Origin of the sequence: Micromonospora sp. NBRC 110038, assembly GCF_020884815.1 — a bacterium.
GTDB classification, from domain to species: Bacteria; Actinomycetota; Actinomycetes; order Mycobacteriales; family Micromonosporaceae; genus Micromonospora; species Micromonospora haikouensis.
The window spans coordinates 611,978-631,043 of the sequence record NZ_BBOL01000003.1 but is presented as its reverse complement, the minus strand read 5'-3'; the positions used below and the strand labels follow the sequence as shown (position 1 = coordinate 631,043).

Annotated in this window: 19 protein-coding genes; 9 read left to right on the top strand and 10 right to left on the bottom strand. The window is 74.6% G+C overall.

Annotated features, from left to right (window positions below):
* Nucleotides 1-6 precede the first annotated feature (6 nt).
* The 6 genes from LPU61_RS14525 to LPU61_RS14500 all read left to right on the top strand — a co-directional run bounded on the left by LPU61_RS14525 (nt 7) and on the right by LPU61_RS14500 (nt 7,286).
* Nucleotides 7-1,080: an ABC transporter ATP-binding protein gene (locus LPU61_RS14525; protein ID WP_043966951.1), complete on the top strand. Its 1,074-nt coding sequence runs from the start codon at nt 7-9 to the stop codon at nt 1,078-1,080.
* Nucleotides 1,077-2,870 (top strand): iron ABC transporter permease, encoded by a 1,794-nt coding sequence (locus LPU61_RS14520; RefSeq protein WP_229405167.1) that lies wholly within the window; start codon nt 1,077-1,079, stop codon nt 2,868-2,870. The genes LPU61_RS14525 and LPU61_RS14520 overlap by 4 nt, the downstream gene beginning before the upstream one ends.
* Nucleotides 2,858-3,796 (top strand): creatininase family protein, encoded by a 939-nt coding sequence (locus tag LPU61_RS14515; RefSeq protein WP_229405166.1) that lies wholly within the window; start codon nt 2,858-2,860, stop codon nt 3,794-3,796. The genes LPU61_RS14520 and LPU61_RS14515 overlap by 13 nt, the downstream gene beginning before the upstream one ends.
* On the top strand, nt 3,793-4,755 hold the full coding sequence (locus LPU61_RS14510; RefSeq protein ID WP_077938861.1) for an amidohydrolase family protein: 963 nt from the start codon (nt 3,793-3,795) through the stop codon (nt 4,753-4,755). The genes LPU61_RS14515 and LPU61_RS14510 overlap by 4 nt, the downstream gene beginning before the upstream one ends.
* Before the next feature lie 73 nt (nt 4,756-4,828).
* The gene (locus tag LPU61_RS14505) at nt 4,829-6,286 is read left to right on the top strand and encodes an argininosuccinate lyase (RefSeq protein ID WP_229405165.1); all 1,458 of its coding nucleotides are present in this window, start codon (nt 4,829-4,831) and stop codon (nt 6,284-6,286) included.
* 34 nt (nt 6,287-6,320) lie between these two features.
* Nucleotides 6,321-7,286, top strand: coding sequence for an ROK family protein (locus LPU61_RS14500; protein WP_229405164.1), 966 nt, complete (start codon nt 6,321-6,323; stop codon nt 7,284-7,286).
* Here the strand turns inward: LPU61_RS14500 and LPU61_RS14495 are convergent.
* From LPU61_RS14495 to LPU61_RS14485, 3 genes are all read right to left on the bottom strand, one after another.
* Nucleotides 7,279-7,905 carry a lipoprotein gene (locus LPU61_RS14495; protein ID WP_229405163.1) on the bottom strand — a complete coding sequence of 209 codons (627 nt, stop codon included), beginning with the start codon at nt 7,903-7,905 and terminating at the stop codon, nt 7,279-7,281. The genes LPU61_RS14500 and LPU61_RS14495 overlap by 8 nt on opposite strands.
* Nucleotides 7,906-8,046: 141 nt before the next feature.
* On the bottom strand, nt 8,047-8,763 hold the full coding sequence (locus tag LPU61_RS14490) for a bifunctional 2-polyprenyl-6-hydroxyphenol methylase/3-demethylubiquinol 3-O-methyltransferase UbiG (protein ID WP_229405162.1): 717 nt from the start codon (nt 8,761-8,763) through the stop codon (nt 8,047-8,049).
* A 593-nt stretch (nt 8,764-9,356) separates the two neighbouring features.
* Nucleotides 9,357-9,674, bottom strand: coding sequence for a hypothetical protein (locus LPU61_RS14485; RefSeq protein WP_052503884.1), 318 nt, complete (start codon nt 9,672-9,674; stop codon nt 9,357-9,359).
* 207 nt (nt 9,675-9,881) lie between these two features.
* Between LPU61_RS14485 and LPU61_RS14480 the strand changes: the two genes are divergently transcribed.
* The 3 genes from LPU61_RS14480 (at nt 9,882) to LPU61_RS14470 (ending at nt 11,176) form a co-directional block, all read left to right on the top strand.
* On the top strand, nt 9,882-10,655 hold the full coding sequence (locus LPU61_RS14480) for a helix-turn-helix transcriptional regulator (protein ID WP_229405161.1): 774 nt from the start codon (nt 9,882-9,884) through the stop codon (nt 10,653-10,655).
* Nucleotides 10,652-10,843: a DUF397 domain-containing protein gene (locus tag LPU61_RS14475; protein WP_043966964.1), complete on the top strand. Its 192-nt coding sequence runs from the start codon at nt 10,652-10,654 to the stop codon at nt 10,841-10,843. Before LPU61_RS14480 ends, LPU61_RS14475 begins: the two co-directional genes overlap by 4 nt.
* 114 nt (nt 10,844-10,957) lie before the next feature.
* Nucleotides 10,958-11,176 (top strand): hypothetical protein, encoded by a 219-nt coding sequence (locus LPU61_RS14470; RefSeq protein WP_077938872.1) that lies wholly within the window; start codon nt 10,958-10,960, stop codon nt 11,174-11,176.
* A 75-nt stretch (nt 11,177-11,251) separates the two neighbouring features.
* Here LPU61_RS14470 and LPU61_RS14465 read toward each other — a convergent pair whose 3' ends face one another.
* The 7 genes from LPU61_RS14465 to LPU61_RS14435 form a co-directional block, all read right to left on the bottom strand.
* A complete protein-coding gene (locus tag LPU61_RS14465; protein WP_229405160.1) occupies nt 11,252-12,820 on the bottom strand; it encodes an amidohydrolase family protein in 1,569 nt (522 codons plus the stop codon).
* Nucleotides 12,821-13,290: 470 nt separating this feature from the next.
* Nucleotides 13,291-14,517 (bottom strand): beta-ketoacyl-ACP synthase II, encoded by a 1,227-nt coding sequence (fabF, locus tag LPU61_RS14460; RefSeq protein WP_043966965.1) that lies wholly within the window; start codon nt 14,515-14,517, stop codon nt 13,291-13,293.
* Nucleotide 14,518: 1 nt separating this feature from the next.
* On the bottom strand, nt 14,519-14,758 hold the full coding sequence (locus LPU61_RS14455; RefSeq protein ID WP_007072348.1) for an acyl carrier protein: 240 nt from the start codon (nt 14,756-14,758) through the stop codon (nt 14,519-14,521).
* Between the two features lie 86 nt (nt 14,759-14,844).
* Nucleotides 14,845-15,789 carry a beta-ketoacyl-ACP synthase III gene (locus LPU61_RS14450; RefSeq protein ID WP_043966966.1) on the bottom strand — a complete coding sequence of 315 codons (945 nt, stop codon included), beginning with the start codon at nt 15,787-15,789 and terminating at the stop codon, nt 14,845-14,847.
* The gene (locus LPU61_RS14445) at nt 15,786-16,952 is read right to left on the bottom strand and encodes an acyltransferase domain-containing protein (protein WP_229405159.1); all 1,167 of its coding nucleotides are present in this window, start codon (nt 16,950-16,952) and stop codon (nt 15,786-15,788) included. The genes LPU61_RS14450 and LPU61_RS14445 overlap by 4 nt, the downstream gene beginning before the upstream one ends.
* A 101-nt stretch (nt 16,953-17,053) precedes the next feature.
* Nucleotides 17,054-18,289, bottom strand: a complete 1,236-nt coding sequence (locus tag LPU61_RS14440; protein WP_043966968.1) for a CdaR family transcriptional regulator — start codon at nt 18,287-18,289, stop codon at nt 17,054-17,056.
* Between the two features lie 64 nt (nt 18,290-18,353).
* Nucleotides 18,354-19,031 (bottom strand): response regulator transcription factor, encoded by a 678-nt coding sequence (locus LPU61_RS14435; protein WP_229405297.1) that lies wholly within the window; start codon nt 19,029-19,031, stop codon nt 18,354-18,356.
* Nucleotides 19,032-19,066 lie beyond the last annotated feature (35 nt).

Below are 19,066 nucleotides of genomic sequence, written 5' to 3'. Positions count from 1 at the left end.
GACGCCATGATCGATGTCACGCTGGAGTCGGTGAGCAAGCGCTTCGCGCGCGGCGGCGACACCGCCGCCGTGGCCGACGTCGACATCACCATCGCCGCCGGGGAGTTCTTCACCCTGCTCGGCCCGAGCGGCTGCGGCAAGACCACCACCCTGCGCATGGTGGCCGGGTTCTACTTCCCCACCTCCGGCCGGATCCGGTTCGGCACGGAGGACGTCACCCGGCGTCCGCCGAACAAGCGCGACACCGGCATGGTGTTCCAGAACTACGCGCTCTTCCCGCACCTGTCCGTCGCGCAGAACGTGGCGTACGGGCTGAAGATCCGCAAGGTCGGCCGCGTCGAGTCGAAGCGGCGCGTCGAGGAGGCCCTCGGCCAGGTGCACCTCGCCGGGTACGGCGACCGGCGCATCGACGAGCTCTCCGGCGGCCAGCAGCAGCGGGTGGCCCTGGCCCGCGCCCTGGTGATCCGGCCGAAGACGCTGCTGCTCGACGAGCCGCTGTCCAACCTCGACGCGAAGCTGCGCGAGGAGACCCGCACGGAGATCCGCCGCATCCAGCAGGAGGCCGGCACCACCGGCATCTACGTCACCCACGACCAGGCCGAGGCGATGGCCATGTCGGACCGGATCGCGGTCATGCAGGCGGGCCGGGTGCAGCAGATCGGCGCGCCGCAGGAGATCTACCACCGCCCGGCGACGAGCTTCGTGGCCCGGTTCATCGGGCGTAGCAACGTGCTCACCCTGCCCGTACAGGGCGCCACGGAACGGACCGTGACGGTGGGGCTGCCCGGCGGCGGCGAGATCGACGTGCCGGCCCCGGCCGACCACGGCCTGCGCCAGGGCGAGACCGCCCAGGTGTCGGTGCGCCCCGAGCACATCGGCCTCACCTCCACCACCGAGGCGGGCGCGCTGCCCGGCCGCGTCGCCGAGCTGGAGTTCACCGGGATGGCCACCAACCTGGTCGTCGACACCGCCGGGGAGCGCATGCAGGTGGCCGCCGTCGACGTGCCGGCCGGCATCGCCGTCGGCGACCAGGTGGGGCTGCGGCTCAACCGGGACCGGATGTGGGTGGTGCGTCCGTGACCACCATCCCCGCCACCCCGAGCCCGGCCACCGTCGCCCCGGTCACGAAGGAGCCGACGCCGCCGCCGGGCCCGCGCCGCCGGCTGGCCGCCCGGTTCGCCGGGGGCACCGGTTCCCGCTGGTTCCCGTACGTGCTGGTCTTCCCGCTCGCGCTGGTCCTCTTCGGGTACGTCGTGCAGCCCATGTTCGCCACCTTCGCCGAGAGCGTCGGCGTGGACGGGGTGGAGAACTACGGCAGCTTCCTCACCGGCGGCGGGGTGGCCCGGTCGTCGCTGGTCACCTCTCTGATCATCTCGGCGGCCAGCGTGCTGCTCTGCGGGATCGTCGGCGTGGCGATGGCGTTCCTGCTCAAGCGCTTCTCGTTCCCCGGCCGCAAGCTGATCGAGGCGATCATCCTGGTGCCGGCGGCCCTGCCGCCGCTGATCGGGGCGATCTCGTTCCAGCTCCTCTACAGCGAGACCGGCATCCTGCCGCGCGGCCTGCAGCAGCTCTTCGGCGCGGAGAACCCGGTGCTGCCGTTCAGCGGCATCGCCGGGGTGCTGGTGGTGCACACGTTCACCATGTACCCGTACTTCTACCTGTCCGCCTCCGCCGCCCTCGGCGGGATGGACCCGTCGGTGGAGGAGGCCGCGTACAACCTGGGGGCGTCCCGGGTGCGGGTGTGGCGCACGGTGCTGCTGCCGATGCTCACCCCGGCGCTGGTGTCGGCGTCGCTGCTGGTGTTCATGACGTCGCTGGCGTCGTACACCGCCCCGCTGTTGTTCGGGGTGGACCAGACGATGACCATGCAGATCTACATCAACCGCACCAACGGCGACCTGCCGATGGCGTCGACGTACGCCTCCGTGCTCGGCGTCGTCTCGGTGCTGTTCCTGCTCGGCATGCGCTGGTACGAGGGGCGGCGCAGCTACCGCTCCCAGTCCAAGGGCGTCGCCGCCCACCGGCGGGAGATCACCAACCCGCTCGGCCGGTGGCTCGCCCTGGCCGCGTCCCTGCTGGCCACGGCCGTGCTGCTCGCGCCGGTGGCGACGATCGCCCTGGTGGCGTTCTCCCGGGACGGCTCGTGGACCACCGAGGTGATCCCGGCGCAGTACACGACGCAGAACTTCGTCACGATCTTCGCGGAGCCGAGGGCGTTCCAGCCGATCCTCAACTCGCTCAAGATGAGCCTCATCGCCACCGTGGCCTGCGTCGTGGTCGGCGTGCTCATCGCGTACGCGGTGCGCCGGCTGGACTTCCGCGGCCGGGGCCTGCTGGACGTGGCGGTCATGCTGGCCTGGGCGCTGCCCGGCACGGTGGTGGCGATCAACCTCATCTCGGCGTTCAGCACCGGCAACGCGTTCAGCTTCGGGCAGGTGCTCATCGGCACCTTCTGGATCATGCCGCTGGCGTACTTCGTGCGGTTCCTGCCGCTGGTGTTCCGCTCCAGCTCGGCCGCCCTGGCGCAGCTCGACCCGGCGCTGGAGGAGGCCGCCCGCAACCTCGGGGCGTCCTGGTGGCGGGCGTTCGGCACGGTCACCCTGCGGCTGATGCTGCCGGGCGTGCTGGCCGGCGCGCTGCTCGCCTTCGTGCACGGGGTCGGCGAGTTCGTCGCCTCGGTGCTCATCTACACCTCGGAGACCGCGCCCATCTCCGTGGAGATCAACAACCGGATGTACTCGTTCGAGGTCGGCACCGCCGCCGCGTACGGCATGCTCCAGGTGGTTTTGATCTTCGTGGTGATGGTGGTCTCCGGCCGCCTGGAGGGCGGCCGACGCTCGACCCGGGAGGCGGCGCGATGGACGGCGTGACGACACCGGCCGGCGACCACGTGGCCGCCTGGCTCGCCCACGGCGGGCTGGTCCCGGTCGCCCGGGTCCCCGGCGGGGAGCTGGCGGCGGTCGCCGCCGCGGCCGACTTCGCGGTGCTGCCGGTCGGCGCGGTCGAGTGGCACGGCCCGCACCTGCCGCTGGGCACCGACCTGATCCTCGCCGAGGGCTTCGCCACCGAGAGCGCGCAGGCCTCCGCAGACGGCGCGGCCTCGTCCGGCGGCGGGACCCCGGACGAGGCCGCGCCCCCGGCGACGGGCCCGCGCGGGGTGCTCTTCCCCGCCGTGGCGTACGCCGCCTGCCCCGGCCAGACCCGGCCGTGGCCCGGCACCGTGGCGATCCGGCCGGAGATCGCCGTCGGCTACCTCGCCGACGTCATCGAGGGCATCGTGGCGGCCGGCTTCCCCCGGCTGCTGATCGTCAACGGGCACGACGCCAACATGTCCACCGTCCGGGCCGCCATGGAGTGGGTGTCCGGGCGGCGCACGGCGAGCCTGCTGCTGGTCAACTGGTTCCAGCTCGTCACCCCCGCCGAGACCACCGAGCTGTACGGGCCGCAGGTCTCCCGCGGCCACGGCGGCGCGTACGAGACGTCCGGGGTGCTCGGGTTCGACCCCGGCGCGGTCCGGCTCGGCGCGGTCGACGACCTCCCGCCGAAGCCGAAGCTGCCGGTGACCCACCCGTACGTGCTGGTGGAGTCCCGGCCCGACCCGTGGCAGGGCTGGTCCGGGCACGTGTCGCTGGCCGACGAGCCCGCCGGCCGGCGGGTGCGCGAGTTGGCCGGGGCGCGGCTGCGCGAGGTCGTCGCCGCCTGGGTGGCCGCCGCCCCGCCCGCCCCGCCCACCGCCGACCCGCTGCCGGACCCGCCGCCCGGCGTCGACCCGCTGCCGGCCGGGGAGGGATCGTGACCGTCGACCGGGGACTCGACATCGTCGACTTCCACCTGCACTTCCGCATCGCCGCCGACCCGACGATCCAGGCGTGCGAGCACGCCGCCGGAATGCACCCCGGCGGGGAGCACGAGCGGGCCGTCCGCGCCGCCGGCTCCGCCCCGTACGCGGCGAAGTGGCGGCGGGCGTGGGCCTTCGCCGACCCGGAGCCCCCGGCGCAGCGCTGGGAGGACGAGGCGGACCGGTGGGCCGAGGAGCTGCGCCGGGTCAACGTGCGGCGGGCCGTGTTCGTGACCGGCGGCGGCAACGACACCGTCGCCGACGTCGTCGACCGCCACCCCGACCTGCTGCTCGGCCTCGCCCACCACGACCCGTACTCTCCGGGGGCCGCCGCCGAGCTGGAACGCGCCGTCACCGAACGCGGCCTGCGCGGGCTGAAGCTGTTCGCCCCGCTGCTGCGCGGCCCCCTCGACCACGCCGACCTCGACCCGCTGTGGGCCACCGCCCAGCGCCTCGGCGTGCCCGTGCTGATCCACATCGGGCACTACGGCAGCGCGGGCGGGCTGAGCTTCGGCCGGCACGGCGGCCCCGACGAGCTGGCCCGGATGGCTCGGCGCTTCCCCGAGCTGGCCGTCGTGGTGCCGCACTTCGGCGTCCAGCACGTGCAGGACCTGCTCTTCGCCGCCTGGGGCTGCCCGAACATCCACGTCGACACGTCCGGCTCCAACCAGTGGGTGCGCTGGATGCCCTACAAGCTGACGCTGGAGGACCTGTTCCGGCGCTGCTACGAGACCATCGGCCCGCACCGCATCGTCTACGGCAGCGACTCGTCGTGGTTCCCGCGCGGCTACGTCACCCGCTACCTCGACGACCAGCTCCGCGTCTGCCACGAGCTGGGCCTGCCCGACGACCACCTGCGTGCGATCTTCGCCGGCAACGCCGAGCGCCTGCTCGGCCTGGACACCACGACCGGCTGACGTCCCGGGCGCGACGAGCGGCGTCGCGCCCGACCCACGTCCCGCCCGGCCCCGGAAGGAAGCAGAGACCCTGATGAGCACACCCGCGCTGACCACCTACCAGCGGCACCACCTGCGGCCCACGTACGACCACCACGTCGGGCGGCTCTTCCCGGCGATGGTGCGGGCCAGCCAGGCGCACGTGGTGATGCTGACCGAGCAGGGGCTGATCCCCGCCGAGCGGGGCGCCCGGCTGCTGCGCGGGCTGGCGGAGCTGCGCGCCGACACCGACCCCGCGCCGCCGTTCGACGGCACCTTCGAGGACACGTACTACCTGCTGGAGAAGCGGCTGGCCGCCGCGTGCGGCGTGCCGGCGTCCGAGCTGGACGTGCAGATGGCCCGCAGCCGCAACGACCTCGACGCCGGGGTGTTCCGGATGCTGCTGCGCGACCAGCTCGTCGGCGTCCTCGACCGGGTGCTCGCCACCGGGGCCACCGCCCTGGCCGCCGCCGACCGGTACGCCGACGTGGTGATCACCGGCTACACCCACCGCCGGCCCGCCCAGCCCACCACCATCGGCCATGCCCTCGCCGGGTACGCCGAGGCCCTCGCGGGCGAGGCCGTCGCCTACGCCGACCTGATCGACGCGCTCAACGTCTCGCCGCTGGGCTCCTGCGCGTTCGCCGGCACCGACCTGGACATCGACCCGGCCCGGGTGGCGGAGCTGCTCGGCTTCGCCGGCCTGGTCACCAACTCGTACGAGGCGGTGGCCGGCGCGGACCACCTGGTCCGGGTCGGCACGCTCAACGCCCAGGCCCTCGCCACCGGGGCGCGGCTGGCCCGCACCCTGATGGACTGGCTGAGCTGGCGCTGGGTGACCACCCCCGGCGACTTCACCCAGGGCAGCAGCATCATGCCGCAGAAGCGCAACCCGGTGGTGCTGGAGCACCTCGTCTCGTACGCCGGCGCGACCGCCGCCGACGCCGCGAGCGTGCTCAACAACGTCGGCGCGGCCTGGTGGGAGGACTCCAACAACGCCACCACCGACGTGCAGGTGCGGCTCTGGGAGAGCAACGACCGCACCGACCGGTTCTTCGCCCTGCTCGGCGGCTTCCTCGCCGAGATCGAGCCGCTGGAGCCGCCGTCGGCCGGGGAGATCGTCGCCTCCGGGGCCACCACCACCGCCGCCGCGGACGCGCTGACCCGGCACGGCGTGCCGTTCCGGGCCGCCCACTCGGTGGTCGGCCGGCTGGTCCGCGCCGGTGCCCCCGACACGTGGACCGCCGAGGGCGTCCGCGCGGCGGCGCAGGGCGTCACCGACCGGCTCGACGACGACGCGATCGCCGACCTGCTCGCCGCCGCCGTCCGCCCCGAGCTGGTGCTCGACCGGGCGCAGGTCGACGGCCCCGGCCGGTGCGCCGTCCGCAACCAGGTGGCGGCGCTGCGCGGCCACTTCGACACCGTCGCCGGCCGGCTCGCCGCCGTACGGGCCCGGCTCGCCGCCGCCGACGCGGCACTCGACGCCGTCGCCGCCGAACGGGCCGCCCGGTGAGCGCGCGCGCCACCACGACCGAGGGGACCGGCCCGTGAACCTGCGGCTCGACGGTCCCGCCACCCCATCTTCCCCGCTGACCGGCGACGCGGAGGTGACCGGCGATGCGCAGGTGACCGGCGACGACGGCGTGCTGCTCGGCATCGACTTCGGCGGCACCAAGATGGCCGTCGGGGTCGCCGACGCGGCGGGCCGGCTGCTGGCCCGCGAGCGGGTGCCCACGTACGCCGAACGGGGTGCCCCGCAGGCCCTGGACCGCGCCCTGGAGCTGGCCGCGAAGCTGGTGGGGCAGGCCGGCGGGCCGCTCGCGGCGGCGGGCGTCGCCTCGCCCGGGGTGGTCCGGCCCGACGGCATCGACCTGGCCCCGAACGTGCCCGGCTGGGACCGGCTGCGGCTGGCCGACGCGGTGCGCGACCGGCTCGGCGCGCCCGTCGTCGCCGTCGACAACGACCTCAACGCCGCCGCCCTGGCCGAGCTGCGGCTCGGCGCGCTCCGCGACGCCGACCCCGGCCTGGTCGTCGGCATCGGCACCGGCGTCGCGGCGGCGCTCACCGTGCGCGGTGCCGTGCTGCCCGGCCACCACGGGGCGGCCGGCGAGATCGGGTACGCCGTGGCCGGCGGCCCCTGGCCCGGCACCATGCTGGAGCTGGACTTCTCCGGCCGGGCGCTGGACCGGCTCGCCGCCGACCTCGGCGTGCCCGGGGCCGCCGCCGGGCTGGCCGCCGCCGCCGCCTCGCCCGGCCCGGCCCGGGACGCGCTGACCGCCCGCGTCGACGAGCTGGCCCGCCACCTGGTCACCTGCTGCCTGCTGGTCGACCCGCAGCGGGTGGTGCTGGTCGGCGGGGTGGCCGGCAGCGACCTGATCCGTGGCCTGCTCGTCGAGCGGCTCGCCGCCGTGCTGCCGTACCGGCCGGAGGTGGTGCTCTCCGGCTTCGCCGACGACGCCGCGCTGCTCGGCGCGGTCCTGCTGGCCGGGGAGGCGGTCCCGGCGGTCAGTTGACCTGGAACGTCCGCGTCGCGAGCTGGTAGGCCGGGAACATGTCCTCGAACTCGTCGGTGTCCATCCCGCCGAGGGTCAGCAGCACCGGCCCGCCGGCCGGGGTGTCCGCCACCAGCGCCCGCTGCCGGTTCGGGCCGCTGAACTCGCTGCGCTGCAGGAACGTCGCCTCGACCAGGTCCAGCGGGCCGCGCCGCACCCGCCGGTACTCGATCTCGCTGACCCGGCCGTAGTCGGCGAGGAACCCCTCCAGCGTGGCGCGGCCGTCCCCGGTGGACCCGTCGGCCGCCCACACCCGCAGGAAGCCCACGCTGCCGGCGGGCTTGGCGTCGACCTCGCAGCGCAGCCGGGCCCCGCCCAGCGTGATCGTGGCCTCCTCCGCCACCGCCTCGGGCGTCCACCCGGTCGGCAGCGAGAACGTGACCGGCAGCTCGCAGGGGCTGCCCGGCACGCCGACGGTGAGGGCGGCCTCGGCGGGGGCCACCTCGTCGTACCAGGGCGGGCCCGTCACCACCGGGGACGGGCCGGGGCTTGTTGCCGCCCGCGTCCCCTCGTCGGCGCAGCCCGCCGCCGACACCGTGCAGAGGACGGCCAGCAGGGCCGCCCCGATCCGTCGCAACACCGCTCGCACATCCCCCGTGGTCGTCCACACCGCCCGGTCCACCCCGGACGGGCCGATGGATGGTAACGGTGGGTGGCCAGGTTGGTCGGTGGCGGGGCGGTGCGCGTGACGGTCAGTCGTCGGCGGGGCCCGGCGGAGCGGTCAGTCGGTGGCGGGTCGGTGGGCGCGCAGCATCAGCGACACCCCCGGCAGCGCCCGCACCGGCAGGTGCCGCTCGGCGGTGACGACGGCGCGCAGCCCGAGGTTGACCAGCGGGTTCAGCTCGTCCAGGTCGCTGCCGGTGGACCTGCGCCGCCGCCAGGCCGCGACCGGCCGCAGCAGCACGTTCCAGCTCCACAGCTCGTCGACCACCAGCCCGGCCTTCTCCACCACGGCCCGCAGCGACGCCCGGTCGTAGCGGCGGACGTGACCGACCGCAACGTCGTGCGCCGACCACAGCGCCATGTCGGCCGGCACGGCGATCAGCGCCACGCCCCCGGGGCGCAGCGTGCGGCGGATCTCGGCGGCGGCCAGGTGGTCCTCGTCGAAGTGCTCCAGGATGTCGAACGCGGTGACCAGGCCCAGGCTCGCCGACGGCAGCGGCAGGTGCCGGGCGTCGGCCCGGATCACGTCGAGGCCGCGTTCCCGGGCGACCCCGGCGCCCTCCGCGCTGTATTCCAGCGCCACGGGCTGCCAGCCGTGCGCCCGCAGCACCCGGGTGTTGCCGCCGCCGGCCGCGCCGACGTCGAGCGCCCGCCCGGGGACGTGGCCGGCGGCGGCCAGCCGGCGCAGCGCCCGGGCCAGCAGGACCCGCCGCTCCCGGTACCACCAGTGGGTGTCCTCCAGCGCGGCGAGCTTGCGGATCTCGGTCGCTTCCACGGCATGCTCCTAGCGCGATCTCGGCGAACCTCACCCTAGACGAGTACTCCCGAACCCAGCAGCCAACGCCCCGCCCTGCCCCGGCGCTGCCCCGCCCTCCCGCCCCGGCGGTTCTGGCCCGGCTCAACCGCCTCGCCGCGCGGCTGCCCGTACACCTGGGGTTCGCCGACGCGACGACGCCGCAGTTCGTCCCGGAGCGTGGCGGCATCGACGCCGTGCTGGCCGGGCTGCTTGGCGTGCTGGCCGGGCTGCTTGGCGTGCTGGCCGGGCTGCTGCCGTGCTGGCCGGGCTGCTCGGCGTGCTGGCTGTCGCGGCACGCGACGGCACCCGGGGCCGGCGGAAGATGCCACGTCGACCACGCGCACCTGACCGAGCCGAAGGCGGGGATTCCATAGATCTTGGAGAGTTTTGGCCCCTGGAGGGGCCATTTCGCTCCAAGATCTCCCATTCTCGCCCGCGATCTTGCAGTTGCGGCCCCCCGGCAGGGCGCATTGTTCCTTTTTCGGGCCGTGACTGCTAAGCGCGCCGACCGGCATCGCCTCAACCACGCTCTACACGCCATCACCACTCATCACCGAACCCCTTGGCAACCCTCACTCGCGGATCGGCGCGACCGGGGTGGGCGGCGCGGGGGTGGGGGTGGGACGGCGGGCCCAGCGGAGGAAGCGGCGGAACAGCTCGCTGGGCCGCGGCGGGTCGTCCGGGTGCAGCGCCCGGAGGTCCTCGTTGGCGTCGAACATCCGCCAGGCCAGGAACAGGCACAGCCCGACGCGGTCGCCGGCGTAGGCGGCCAGCAGGTCGTCGCGGGCCTGTGGGCAGGGCCACGGGGCCAGGCACGCCCGGCACAGCCACAGCGGGCGCAGGGGTGGGTGCGGCCGGCGTCGGTCGCCGTCGCGTCGGTGCTCTGCCACGCGCCTGCCTCCTCGTCGGTTGTGGGGGAGGGCCGCCCCGCAAGGGGGGTGCGGGGCGGCCCGCGCTGGCCCGGCCGCCGGGCATCGCCTCCACCAGCCGGACCGCGTGGTTCCACCCTGGACCGGGGCGGGCCGGACAAACAGGACCATCGGGGGTACGGTGCACAGCGTGATCGATGCGGAACCATCAGTGAGGAGTGGTGAGGAGTGAGCGCGTATCTCGCTCTCGTGCTGAAGCACGAGCGGGGCAAGCGGGGGCTGACCCAGGACCAGGTCGCCGAGGCGGTGCACGTCTCCGGCTCGTTGATCGCGATGTTCGAGACGGGGCGGCGCGTCCCGCAGCCCGACACGGCCCGCCGGCTCGACGAGCTGCTGGGCACCGGCGACCTGATCGCCCGGATGGCCGTCGAGGCACGCCGGGACGCCCAGCCCGGCTGGTTCCGCCCGTGGGCGGAGGTGGAGCGGGAGGCCACCTCGCTGCGCTGCTTCCAGGCGACGATCGTGCCGGGGCTGCTCCAGACCGAGGCGTACGCCCGCGCGGCCCTCGCCAGCGGCCTGTTCGTGCCCGAGAAGGTGGAGGAGCACGTCGCCTTCCGGATGGAGCGGCAGGCGCTGCTCGACCGCAAGGAGCCGCCGCTGACCACGTTCGTCATCGACGAGGCGGCGCTGCACCGGGGCGAGCCGGCGGTGCTCAAGGAGCAGCTCCTGCACCTCGCCGAGGTCGGGCTGCGGCCCCGGGTGCTGGTGCACGTCGTGCCCTGCGACGCCGGTCCCTACCTCGGCCAGTCCGGCCCGTTCACGCTCGCCGAGGCGGCCGGCGGCGAGCACCTGGCGTTCCTGGAGGATCAGTTGGAGGGGCGGGTGCTGGCCGACCCGAAGCGGGTTTCCACGCTGGCGCGGGCGTGGGAAGCTGTCCGTGCGGTCGCCCTGCCGCGCGACCGGTCGAGAGACCTGATCCTGAAGCAGGTGAACGAGCTGTGAGCACCCACCACCCCCGCTGGCGCACCGCCACCCGCAGCAACACCAACGGCGGCGAGTGCGTCGAGGTCGCCGACAACCTGCCGGGCGTCGTGCTGGTGCGCGACTCCAAGGCCCGCGACGCCGGCACCCTCGCCTTCGCCCCGTCGGCCTGGCGGGCCTTCGTCGCCGACCTCCGCACCCCCGCCTAGCCGCACCCGATTCCCCTTCCTCCGGCAGTGCCGCCCGGGCGCGACGCGTGCACCGCCGTTGCCGTAGCCGAATTCGGATGCGCGGTGGCGGCGAGGGGTGCGAGGGTGCCGGGCGTGGCAGAGGCGCAGGGATTCGCGTACGCCGAACGGGCGGACGGCACGGTGGTGATCACGCACCATGGGCGGGTCGCCGGGACGCTGCGGGGCGGCCGGGCGGCGCAGTTCCTCGCCGAGGTCGACGACGACCCGCAACTGGTGATGGCCAGGTGGACGGGCAACTACCGCCGGGGCAACGAACGGCAGGCGCGCCGACACCCCCGCAACCGCACCTAGCGCTCCCGACCGCGCCCGGATGTGGAGCCGGTGCCGCCGTGCACCCGGTTGCGGTCGGGTGCACGGCGGCGGGGGTCAGAACCGGGGCGGGGTGGGGCTGGCCGGGGTGAGGACGCCGCCGGCCCGCGTACGGACGGCGTGCGCCGCAGCCGCCGCGTTGCGCACGATCGTGCCGGCGTCGTGGCTGACCATCTCCCGGTTCCGCTTGACGATCCGGCCGTCGATCAGCACGGTGTCGATGTTGGCCGGGGTGGCCGACCGCACCACGGTCGACTCCAGGTCGCCGATCGGGGCGATGTTCAGGTCGTCCGCCCGGATCAGGACGATGTCGGCCCGCTTGCCGGGGGTGATCGACCCGGTCACCGTCTGCAGGCCGAGCGCCTTCGCGCCGTTGATCGTGGCCATCTCGATCGCCTGCCGGAACACCACCGGCGGCAGCGCTGCGGTGTCCGTGCCCACCCACGGGATGCCCAGGTTCCAGGCCACGTTCATCGACTCGAACATGTTGATCGGGGCGAGCGAGCTGGCGTCGAACGACAGCGAGACGGTGACCCCCGCGGCCAGCATCCGCAGCAACTGCCCGTGGAACCCGCCGGCCGTGCCGAGGCGCAGTTCCGAGTGGACGGAGAAGCTGACCGGCGCGTTCGTCCGCACCATCGCCTGCCGGTCCGCCTCGTCGAACGGCAGCGCGTGGCAGAGCAGGAAGTCCGGCCCGAGGAAGCCCATCTTCTCCAGGTCGGCGGCGTGCACCGCCGTGGTCGGCCCCTGCCCGGAGTGCACCGAGATCGGCAGCTTCCGCTTGCTGACCTCCGCCATCTCCGCCAGGAACGTCGGCAGCTGGCCGGGCCCGCGCAGGTTCACCCCGAGGTGCACCAGGCCGTCGAACGGCGACTTCTTGCCGAACCACGTGGCCGCGACCCGGTCGATGTCCGCGAAGTCGATCGGCTGGGTGGCCGGCTGGCCGTCCCGGTGGCCGTACGAGTAGCGCGCCCGCACGAGGCCGTCGGCGTGGGCGTGCAGCTCCGCGTCGGCGTACTCCGGCCCGCGTACGTTGTGCGACCAGTTGTTGACGGTGGTGATGCCCGCGCTCGCGCACTCGACGAGGCCGAGCAGCACGCTGTGGTAGAAATCGTCCGGCTGATACGCGGCGACGGTGGCCGACTTCGCCGCGAAGTACTCGAATCCGGTGGAGACGAAATTGCGGCCGAGAGCGCTCCACATGTGATAGTGGGTCTCCACGAAGCCGGGCATCGCAATCATTTTCGACGCGTCGATGACCCGCGCGCCGCGCGCCTTCAGGTTCGGGCCGACCTGGACGATGCGCCCGTCGCGCACCTCGATGTCGGCCTTGGCCTGGTTGCCGATGGTCGGGTCGACGGAGACCAGCGCCGCGCCCTTGATCAGGTAATGTCCGCGTTCCGGGCGTCGGCCGGGCTTCCCGCTGGGGGTGTGTGGGCCGGGGGAGGAGGCGGCGGCCGGAGCGCCGAACGCGAGCGGGGCGATGGCGGCGGCACCAGCGGCGGCGAGCAGCGCGCGGCGGCCGACCGAATGCGCGGGAACGGGCCGTCCGCAGTCGTCGACAATTGTCGCTGTGTGGTCGTCGCCGCTTTCCGGCGTCGACAGTGGATCAGCTGTGGGGGGCATGCGGGAAAGCTAGGGAGCACCGATTTCCCGCACATTGCCGACTGGCTAGCATCGCGTGAACCCGCTGGTCGCGACCGCATGCCGGGAAGACCGCCGCCGACCGGCACGCAGCGGCGCGACGCTGCTGCCGACCGTCACGCCGCGGGTGGGCCTGGGTGCCGCCGGTGCGGGCGTGGGCACCGGTGTGGGCGCCGGTGTGGGCGCCGGTGTGGTGCGAGCGTGGTGCGGGCGTGGGCGCGGGTGCCCAGCCGGATCCGGGAGGTCACCGTGGCGGCCATGATCGACTTCATGTCGGCGACATGGCGGTGTCACGGTGGCTCGGATGCCGCCATGTCGCCGACATGAAGTCGATCTTGCCACCTCGAAACGCTGCGGGCCGCCGCCAGGCCCGCCACGTCAAGACGGGTGCGGGCGTTAAGAAGGGCCCCCTGCTATGCGGAACGCGTTGACAGGGGGCCCTTCCTTGCGCCTCAGGGGCGGGTGAAGACCAGTGCCACGTTGTGGCCGCCGAAGCCGAACGCGTTGTTCAGCGCGGCGGGGATCTCCAGGTGCCGTGCCTTGTGCGCGGCCACGTCCATGTCCAGCCCGGCGTCCGGGTCGTCCAGGTTGATCGTCGGCGGCACGACGCCGTCGCGGATCGACAGGATGGTGGCGATGGACTCCAGCGCGCCGGCCGCGCCGAGCAGGTGACCGGTCATCGACTTGGTGGCGGTGAGCACCGGGTGGTCGCCGAGCGCGGCGCGCAGCGCGCCGATCTCCAGCATGTCGCCGACCGGCGTCGAGGTGGCGTGCGCGTTGACGTGCACGATGTCCTCACGGGCGATGTCGGCGTCCGCGATGGCCTTCTTGATCGCGCGGATCGCGCCCTCGCCCTCCGCGTGCGGCTGCACGATGTCGTACGCGTCGGAGGTGATCCCCGCGCCGGCCAGCCGCGCGTACACCCGGGCGCCCCGGGCGGCGGCGTGCTCGGCGCGTTCCAGGACCAGCACGCCCGCGCCCTCGCCGAGGACGAAGCCGTCGCGGCCGGTGTCCCACGGGCGGGAGGCCCGCTCGGGCTCGTCGTTGCGGGTGGACATGGCCCGCATCGAGGCGAACCCGGCGATCGGCAGCGCGTGGATGACCGCCTCGGTGCCGCCGGCCACCACCACGTCGGCCCGGCCGGAGCGGATGATGTCCAGCCCGAGGGCGATGGCCTCCGCGCCGGTGGCGCAGGCGCTCGCCACCGTGTGCACGCCGGCCTTCGCGCCCAGCTCCAGCCCCACCCAGGCGGCGGGGCCGTTCGGCATCAGCATCGGGATGGTGTGCGGGGACACCCGGCGGGGGCCGGACGCCTCCAGGATGTCGTCCTGGGCGAGCAGGGTGGTGGCCCCGCCGATGCCGGAGCCGACGCTGACGGCCAGCCGCTCCCCATCCAGCCCGGAGTCGGCGAGGCCCGCGTCCGCCCACGCCTGCCGGGCGGCGATGATCGCGATGGCCTCGGAGCGGTCGAGCCGGCGCATCTTCACCCTGTCCAGCACCTCGGACGGGTCGACGGCGAGCTGCGCGGCGATGCGCACCGGGAGCTGCGCCGCCCACTCCTGGGTGAGCGGACCCACCCCGGAGCGGCCGGCGAGCATGGCGTCCCAGGTCGACGCGACGTCCCCGCCCAACGGGGTGGTCGCGCCGAGCCCTGTGACGACGACGTCGGAACGACTCATGTCAGGACTGCGCCTCGATGTAGCTGACGGCGTCGCCCACGGTCTTCAGGTTCTGCACCTCGTTGTCGGGGATCTTGACGCCGAACTTCTCCTCGGCGGCGACCACGACCTCCACCATCGAGAGCGAGTCGACGTCGAGGTCGTCGGTGAAGGACTTGCCCTCGGCCACGTCGTCCGGGTTCACCCCGGCAACCTCTTCGAGGATCTCGGCGAGGCCGGCGGTGATCTCGTCACGGGTCATGGTTGGTGCGTTCCTCTCCTGGGTGTGGAATCGCCGGCGGCGCGCGCCGCGCGGCGTGCGAACGGCCCCGCTGGGGGCCGGACGTCTCAGGGGCAGCGGACGACCTGACCGGCGTAGGTCAGGCCGCCGCCGAAGCCGAAGAGCAGCACCGGGGCGCCCGAGGGCACCTCCCGCCGCTCGATGAGCTTGGACAGGGCCAGCGGCACGCTCGCCGCCGAGGTGTTGCCGGACTCGACGATGTCCTTCGCGATGATCGCGTCGGGAATGCCGAGCCGCTTGGCGATGCCGTCGATGATCCGGGAGTTGGCCTGGTGCGGCACGAACGCGGCCAGCTCGGACGGGGCGACCCCGGCCCGCTCGCAGGCCTGCAGGGCCAGCGGGGCCAGCGCCGTGGTGGCCCAGCGGAAGACCGTCTGGCCCTCCTGCTTCACGTACGGCCGCCAGCCCTCGATGCGTACGGCGTCGCTCTTGTCCGGCACCGAGCCCCAGACGACCGGGCCGACCCCGGCCGGCTCGCCCTCGGCGGTGGCGGTGACCACCGCGGCACCGGCGCCGTCGCCGAAGATGATGCAGGTGGAGCGGTCGGTCCAGTCGGTGAAGTCGGAGAGCTTCTCCGCGCCGATGACGATCGCGTTGCGCGACGCCCCGGCCCGGATCGCGTGGTCGACGGTGCCCAGCGCGTACGCGAAGCCCGAGCACGCGGTGTTGATGTCGTACGCGCCGGGCGCGGTGATGCCGAGCTTGGCGGCGACCCGGCAGGCGACGTTCGGGCTGCGGTCGATGGAGGTGCAGGTGGCGACGACGACGAGGTCGATGTCGGCGGCGGTGAGGCCGGAGTTGGCCAGCGCCTTTCCGGCGGCGGCCGCCGCCATGTCGGACACCGTCTCGTCGCCGGCGATGCGGCGGCTGGCGATGCCGACGCGGTCCCTGATCCACTCGTCGTTGGTCTCGACGAACTGCGCGATGTCGTCGTTGGTGACGATCCGGGAGGGCTGGTAGTGCCCCAGGGCGAGAATCCGGCTACCTGTCATGAGTGACCCCCGATCCGGGCGAGCGGTTGACCCGGGGCGACCGGGGCGTCGTGGTGGGCGAGCCACTCGGTGAGCGGGCCGCCGTCGTGCGCGGTCACCTCGACCGGGCCCCGCCCGGTGACGACGTGGCCGATGACCTGGCCGATCTTCAGCGCCTGGCCCTCGGTCAGGCCCTGGGCGGGCTGGAAGACGCCCGGCGCGGGGGCCGTCACGACCCGGAACCGGGCGGTCGGCGCGGGGCGGGCGGCCGAGCCGTGCCGGGCGATCAGGTCGCGGGCGGCGGGCAGGTCGTCCGGCGTCTTCAGGGTGACGATCTCGGGCAGCGAGTCGGCGAGCTCCCGCTTGATCAGGCCGGCGAGGGTGCCGGCCGGCGGCAGCTCGACCACCCCGGTCACGCCGAGGTCGGCCAGAGTGCGCATGCACAGGTCCCACCGCACCGGCGAGGTGACCTGGCGGACCAGCCGCTGCACCAGCTCCCGGCCGTGGTCGACGGCGGTGCCGTCGAGGTTGGACAGCAGGATCCGGGCCGGGCGGGCCGGGGTGATCCCGGCGGCCACGCCGGCCAGGGCGGCCTCGGCGGGGGCCATGTAGGGGGTGTGGAACGCGCCGGCCACCTTCAGCCGGACGACCCGGGCCTTCGTGGGCGGCTCGGCGACGAGAGCGTCGATGCCGGTGGTCGACCCGGCGGCCACGATCTGGCCGGCGCCGTTGCGGTTGGCCGCGTGCAGCCCGTGCCTGTCGAGGGCGGCGAGCACCTCGTCGGTGTCGCCGCCGAGCACGGCGGCCATGCCGGTCGGCTCGATCGCGCAGGCGGCGGCCATCTCCCGGCCGCGCACCCCGGCGAGGGTGATCGCGGTCTCGGCCGGCAGGACCCCGGCCAGCGCCGCCGCGCCCAGCTCGCCGACGCTGTGCCCGGCCGTGAGGGTGACGTCGTGCATCGGCAGGTGCTCGGCGGCGAGCAGGGCCGCGGCGACCAGCAGCGGCTGGGTCCGGGCGGTGTCCTGGATCTCCTCCGCGCCGGCCGTGGTGCCCAGGTGGACTAGGTCGACGCCGGCCAGCGCCGACCACCAGCGCAGCCGTGCCTCGGCGCCGGTCAGGTCGAGCCACGGTGTCAGGAAGCCGGGTTTCTGGGAACCCTGTCCCGGTGAGAGTACGGCGAGCACGCCTATGACTCTTCCGGATACTCGCCAGTCACGGTGTTACCGGCCGCAACCAAACCGCACTAGAACCTTTGGAGGAACCCTACAGAAATAGGTGACCGTGATCATCTCTTTGCGGAGGTTTGCCGGTTTGGTGGCGTTATGGGCGGAGGTGTCACGACGGGCACCACCGGGTCGAGCCGCCCCACGGTCAGCGCCACCTGCAACGCGAACGCGTCCCGGGGGGTCAGCGGCGACAGCCCCGTCACGTCGGCGATCCGCCGCAGCCGGTAGCGCACCGTGTTGGGGTGCACGAACAGCGCCCGCGCCGCGCTCTCCAGCGTGCCGCCGGCCGCGAAGAAGGCGTCCAGGGTCTCCAGCAACTCGCCGCCCGCCCGGGCCAGCGTCGCGTACACGTCGTGGCGCAGCCGGCGGCGGGCCTCGGCGTCCCCGGCGAGGGCCCGCTCGGGCAGCAGGTCACCGGCCGGCACCGGGCGCGGCGCGGTCGGCCAGGCGGGAGCCGCCCGGTAGCCGGCGAGCGCGGCCCGGGCCGAGTCGGTCGCCTCGTCGAGGCTCGGCACCGCCGGCCCGACCACCACCGGCCCCTCCCCGAACGCGGGCAGCAGCTTCCCCGTCGCCGCCATCGGGTCGGCCGCGCCGCCGAGCACGATCACCAGCCGGTCGCCGTGCACCCCGCCGATCACCTCGACGCCGACGCGCCGGGCCAGCCGGTGGACGGTGTGCAGCACGGCGGCCACCTCGCCGCCCGGGGACCGGCCCACCGCCACCGCCACCGGCGGCGCGTCCGACCAGCCCAGCGCCGCGCCCCGGCTGGCCAGCACGTCCGGGGAGTCACCGCGCAGCAGCGCGTCGACCAGCAGGGCCTGCAGCCGGGCGTCCCAGGAGCCGCGCGACTCGGCGGCCCGCGCGTAGACCCGGGCGGCGGCGAAGGCGATCTCGCGGGAGAAGCGCAGCACCGCCTCCCGCAGCTGCTGCTCCTCGCCCTCGGCGGCGAGGGTGCCCACCTGCTCCTCGACCACGTCGATCGTCACCTTGATCAACGCCACGGTCTGCTGGAGGCTGATCGAGCGGGCCAGGGCCAGCGGGGCGGTGGCGAAGACCTCGTCGGAGACCTCCTGGGTGCTGTCCGCCGTGCCGCCGCCGTCGCGCAGCCACTGCACCAGCGACCGCGCGCCGGCCTGGGCCACCAGCATCACCCAGGACCGCTGGTCGGCCGGCAGCGCCCGGAACCAGGGCAGCGTCTCGTCCATCCGGGCCACGCTGGCGGTGGCCAGGGCCCCCGCCGCCCGCTCGATGCGGCGCAGCGTGGCCGACAGCTCGATCCCGCCCGGCTCGCTCACCCCACCAGCCTTGCAGAGAAGGTGGGGCCCCCTGTCGACGCCCCCGCGGAGAGGGGCACCCCGCTCACCCCGCACCGCCCGACGGCGGCAGCGGGGGCGGCGCGGGCAGGGACAGCTCCTGGGCCACGATCGCGGCCTGCACGCGGCTGCGCAGGTCGAGCTTCGCCAGCACCCGGCTGACGTGGGTCTTCGCGGTGCTCTCCGCCATCGCCAGCCGGTCGGCGAGCTGCTGGTTGGACAGGCCCAGCCCGAGACAGGCCAGCACGTCGCGTTCCCGCGCGGTGAGCGTGGCGACCGCGGCCCGCGTGGCGGCGGGCGCCACCGGCGCGGTGGCGGCGAACGCGCTGATCAGCCGCCGGGTCACCGCCGGGGCGATGATCCCCTCGCCCCGGGCCACCGTGCGCACGGCGGCGACCAGGGCGTCGGCGTCGGTGTCCTTGAGCAGGAAGCCGGCCGCCCCGGCGCGCAGCGCGCCGAAGACGTACTCGTCGAGGTCGAAGGTGGTCAGCACGAGCACGTCGGCGAGCCGGCCGGCGACGATCTCCCGGGTGGCCGAGATGCCGTCGAGCCGGGGCATCCGGACGTCCAGCACGGCGACGTCCGGGCGCAGTTCGGCGCAGAGCCGCACCGCCGCCTCGCCGTCGGCGCCCTCGCCGACCACCTCGACGCCGGGCGCGGCGGCCAGGATCAGCGCCAGTCCGGCCCGCACTGCCGGCTGGTCGTCGGCGAGCACCACCCGCACCGGCCCCGCCGCGTCGCCCCGCCCGTCGGCACCCA

Excerpts from the sequence above, each read along its gene's own strand:
- LPU61_RS14525 (WP_043966951.1), top strand. The coding sequence starts at position 7 with ATGATCGATGTCACGCTGGAGTCGGTGAGCAAGCGCTTCGCGCGCGGC.
- LPU61_RS14515 (WP_229405166.1), top strand. The coding sequence starts at position 2,858 with ATGGACGGCGTGACGACACCGGCCGGCGACCACGTGGCCGCCTGGCTC.
- LPU61_RS14465 (WP_229405160.1), bottom strand. The coding sequence starts at position 12,820 with ATGCCCCCCACAGCTGATCCACTGTCGACGCCGGAAAGCGGCGACGAC.
- LPU61_RS14455 (WP_007072348.1), bottom strand. The coding sequence starts at position 14,758 with ATGACCCGTGACGAGATCACCGCCGGCCTCGCCGAGATCCTCGAAGAG.
- LPU61_RS14505 (WP_229405165.1), top strand. The coding sequence starts at position 4,829 with ATGAGCACACCCGCGCTGACCACCTACCAGCGGCACCACCTGCGGCCC.
- LPU61_RS14450 (WP_043966966.1), bottom strand. The coding sequence starts at position 15,789 with ATGACAGGTAGCCGGATTCTCGCCCTGGGGCACTACCAGCCCTCCCGG.
- fabF (WP_043966965.1), bottom strand. The coding sequence starts at position 14,517 with ATGAGTCGTTCCGACGTCGTCGTCACAGGGCTCGGCGCGACCACCCCG.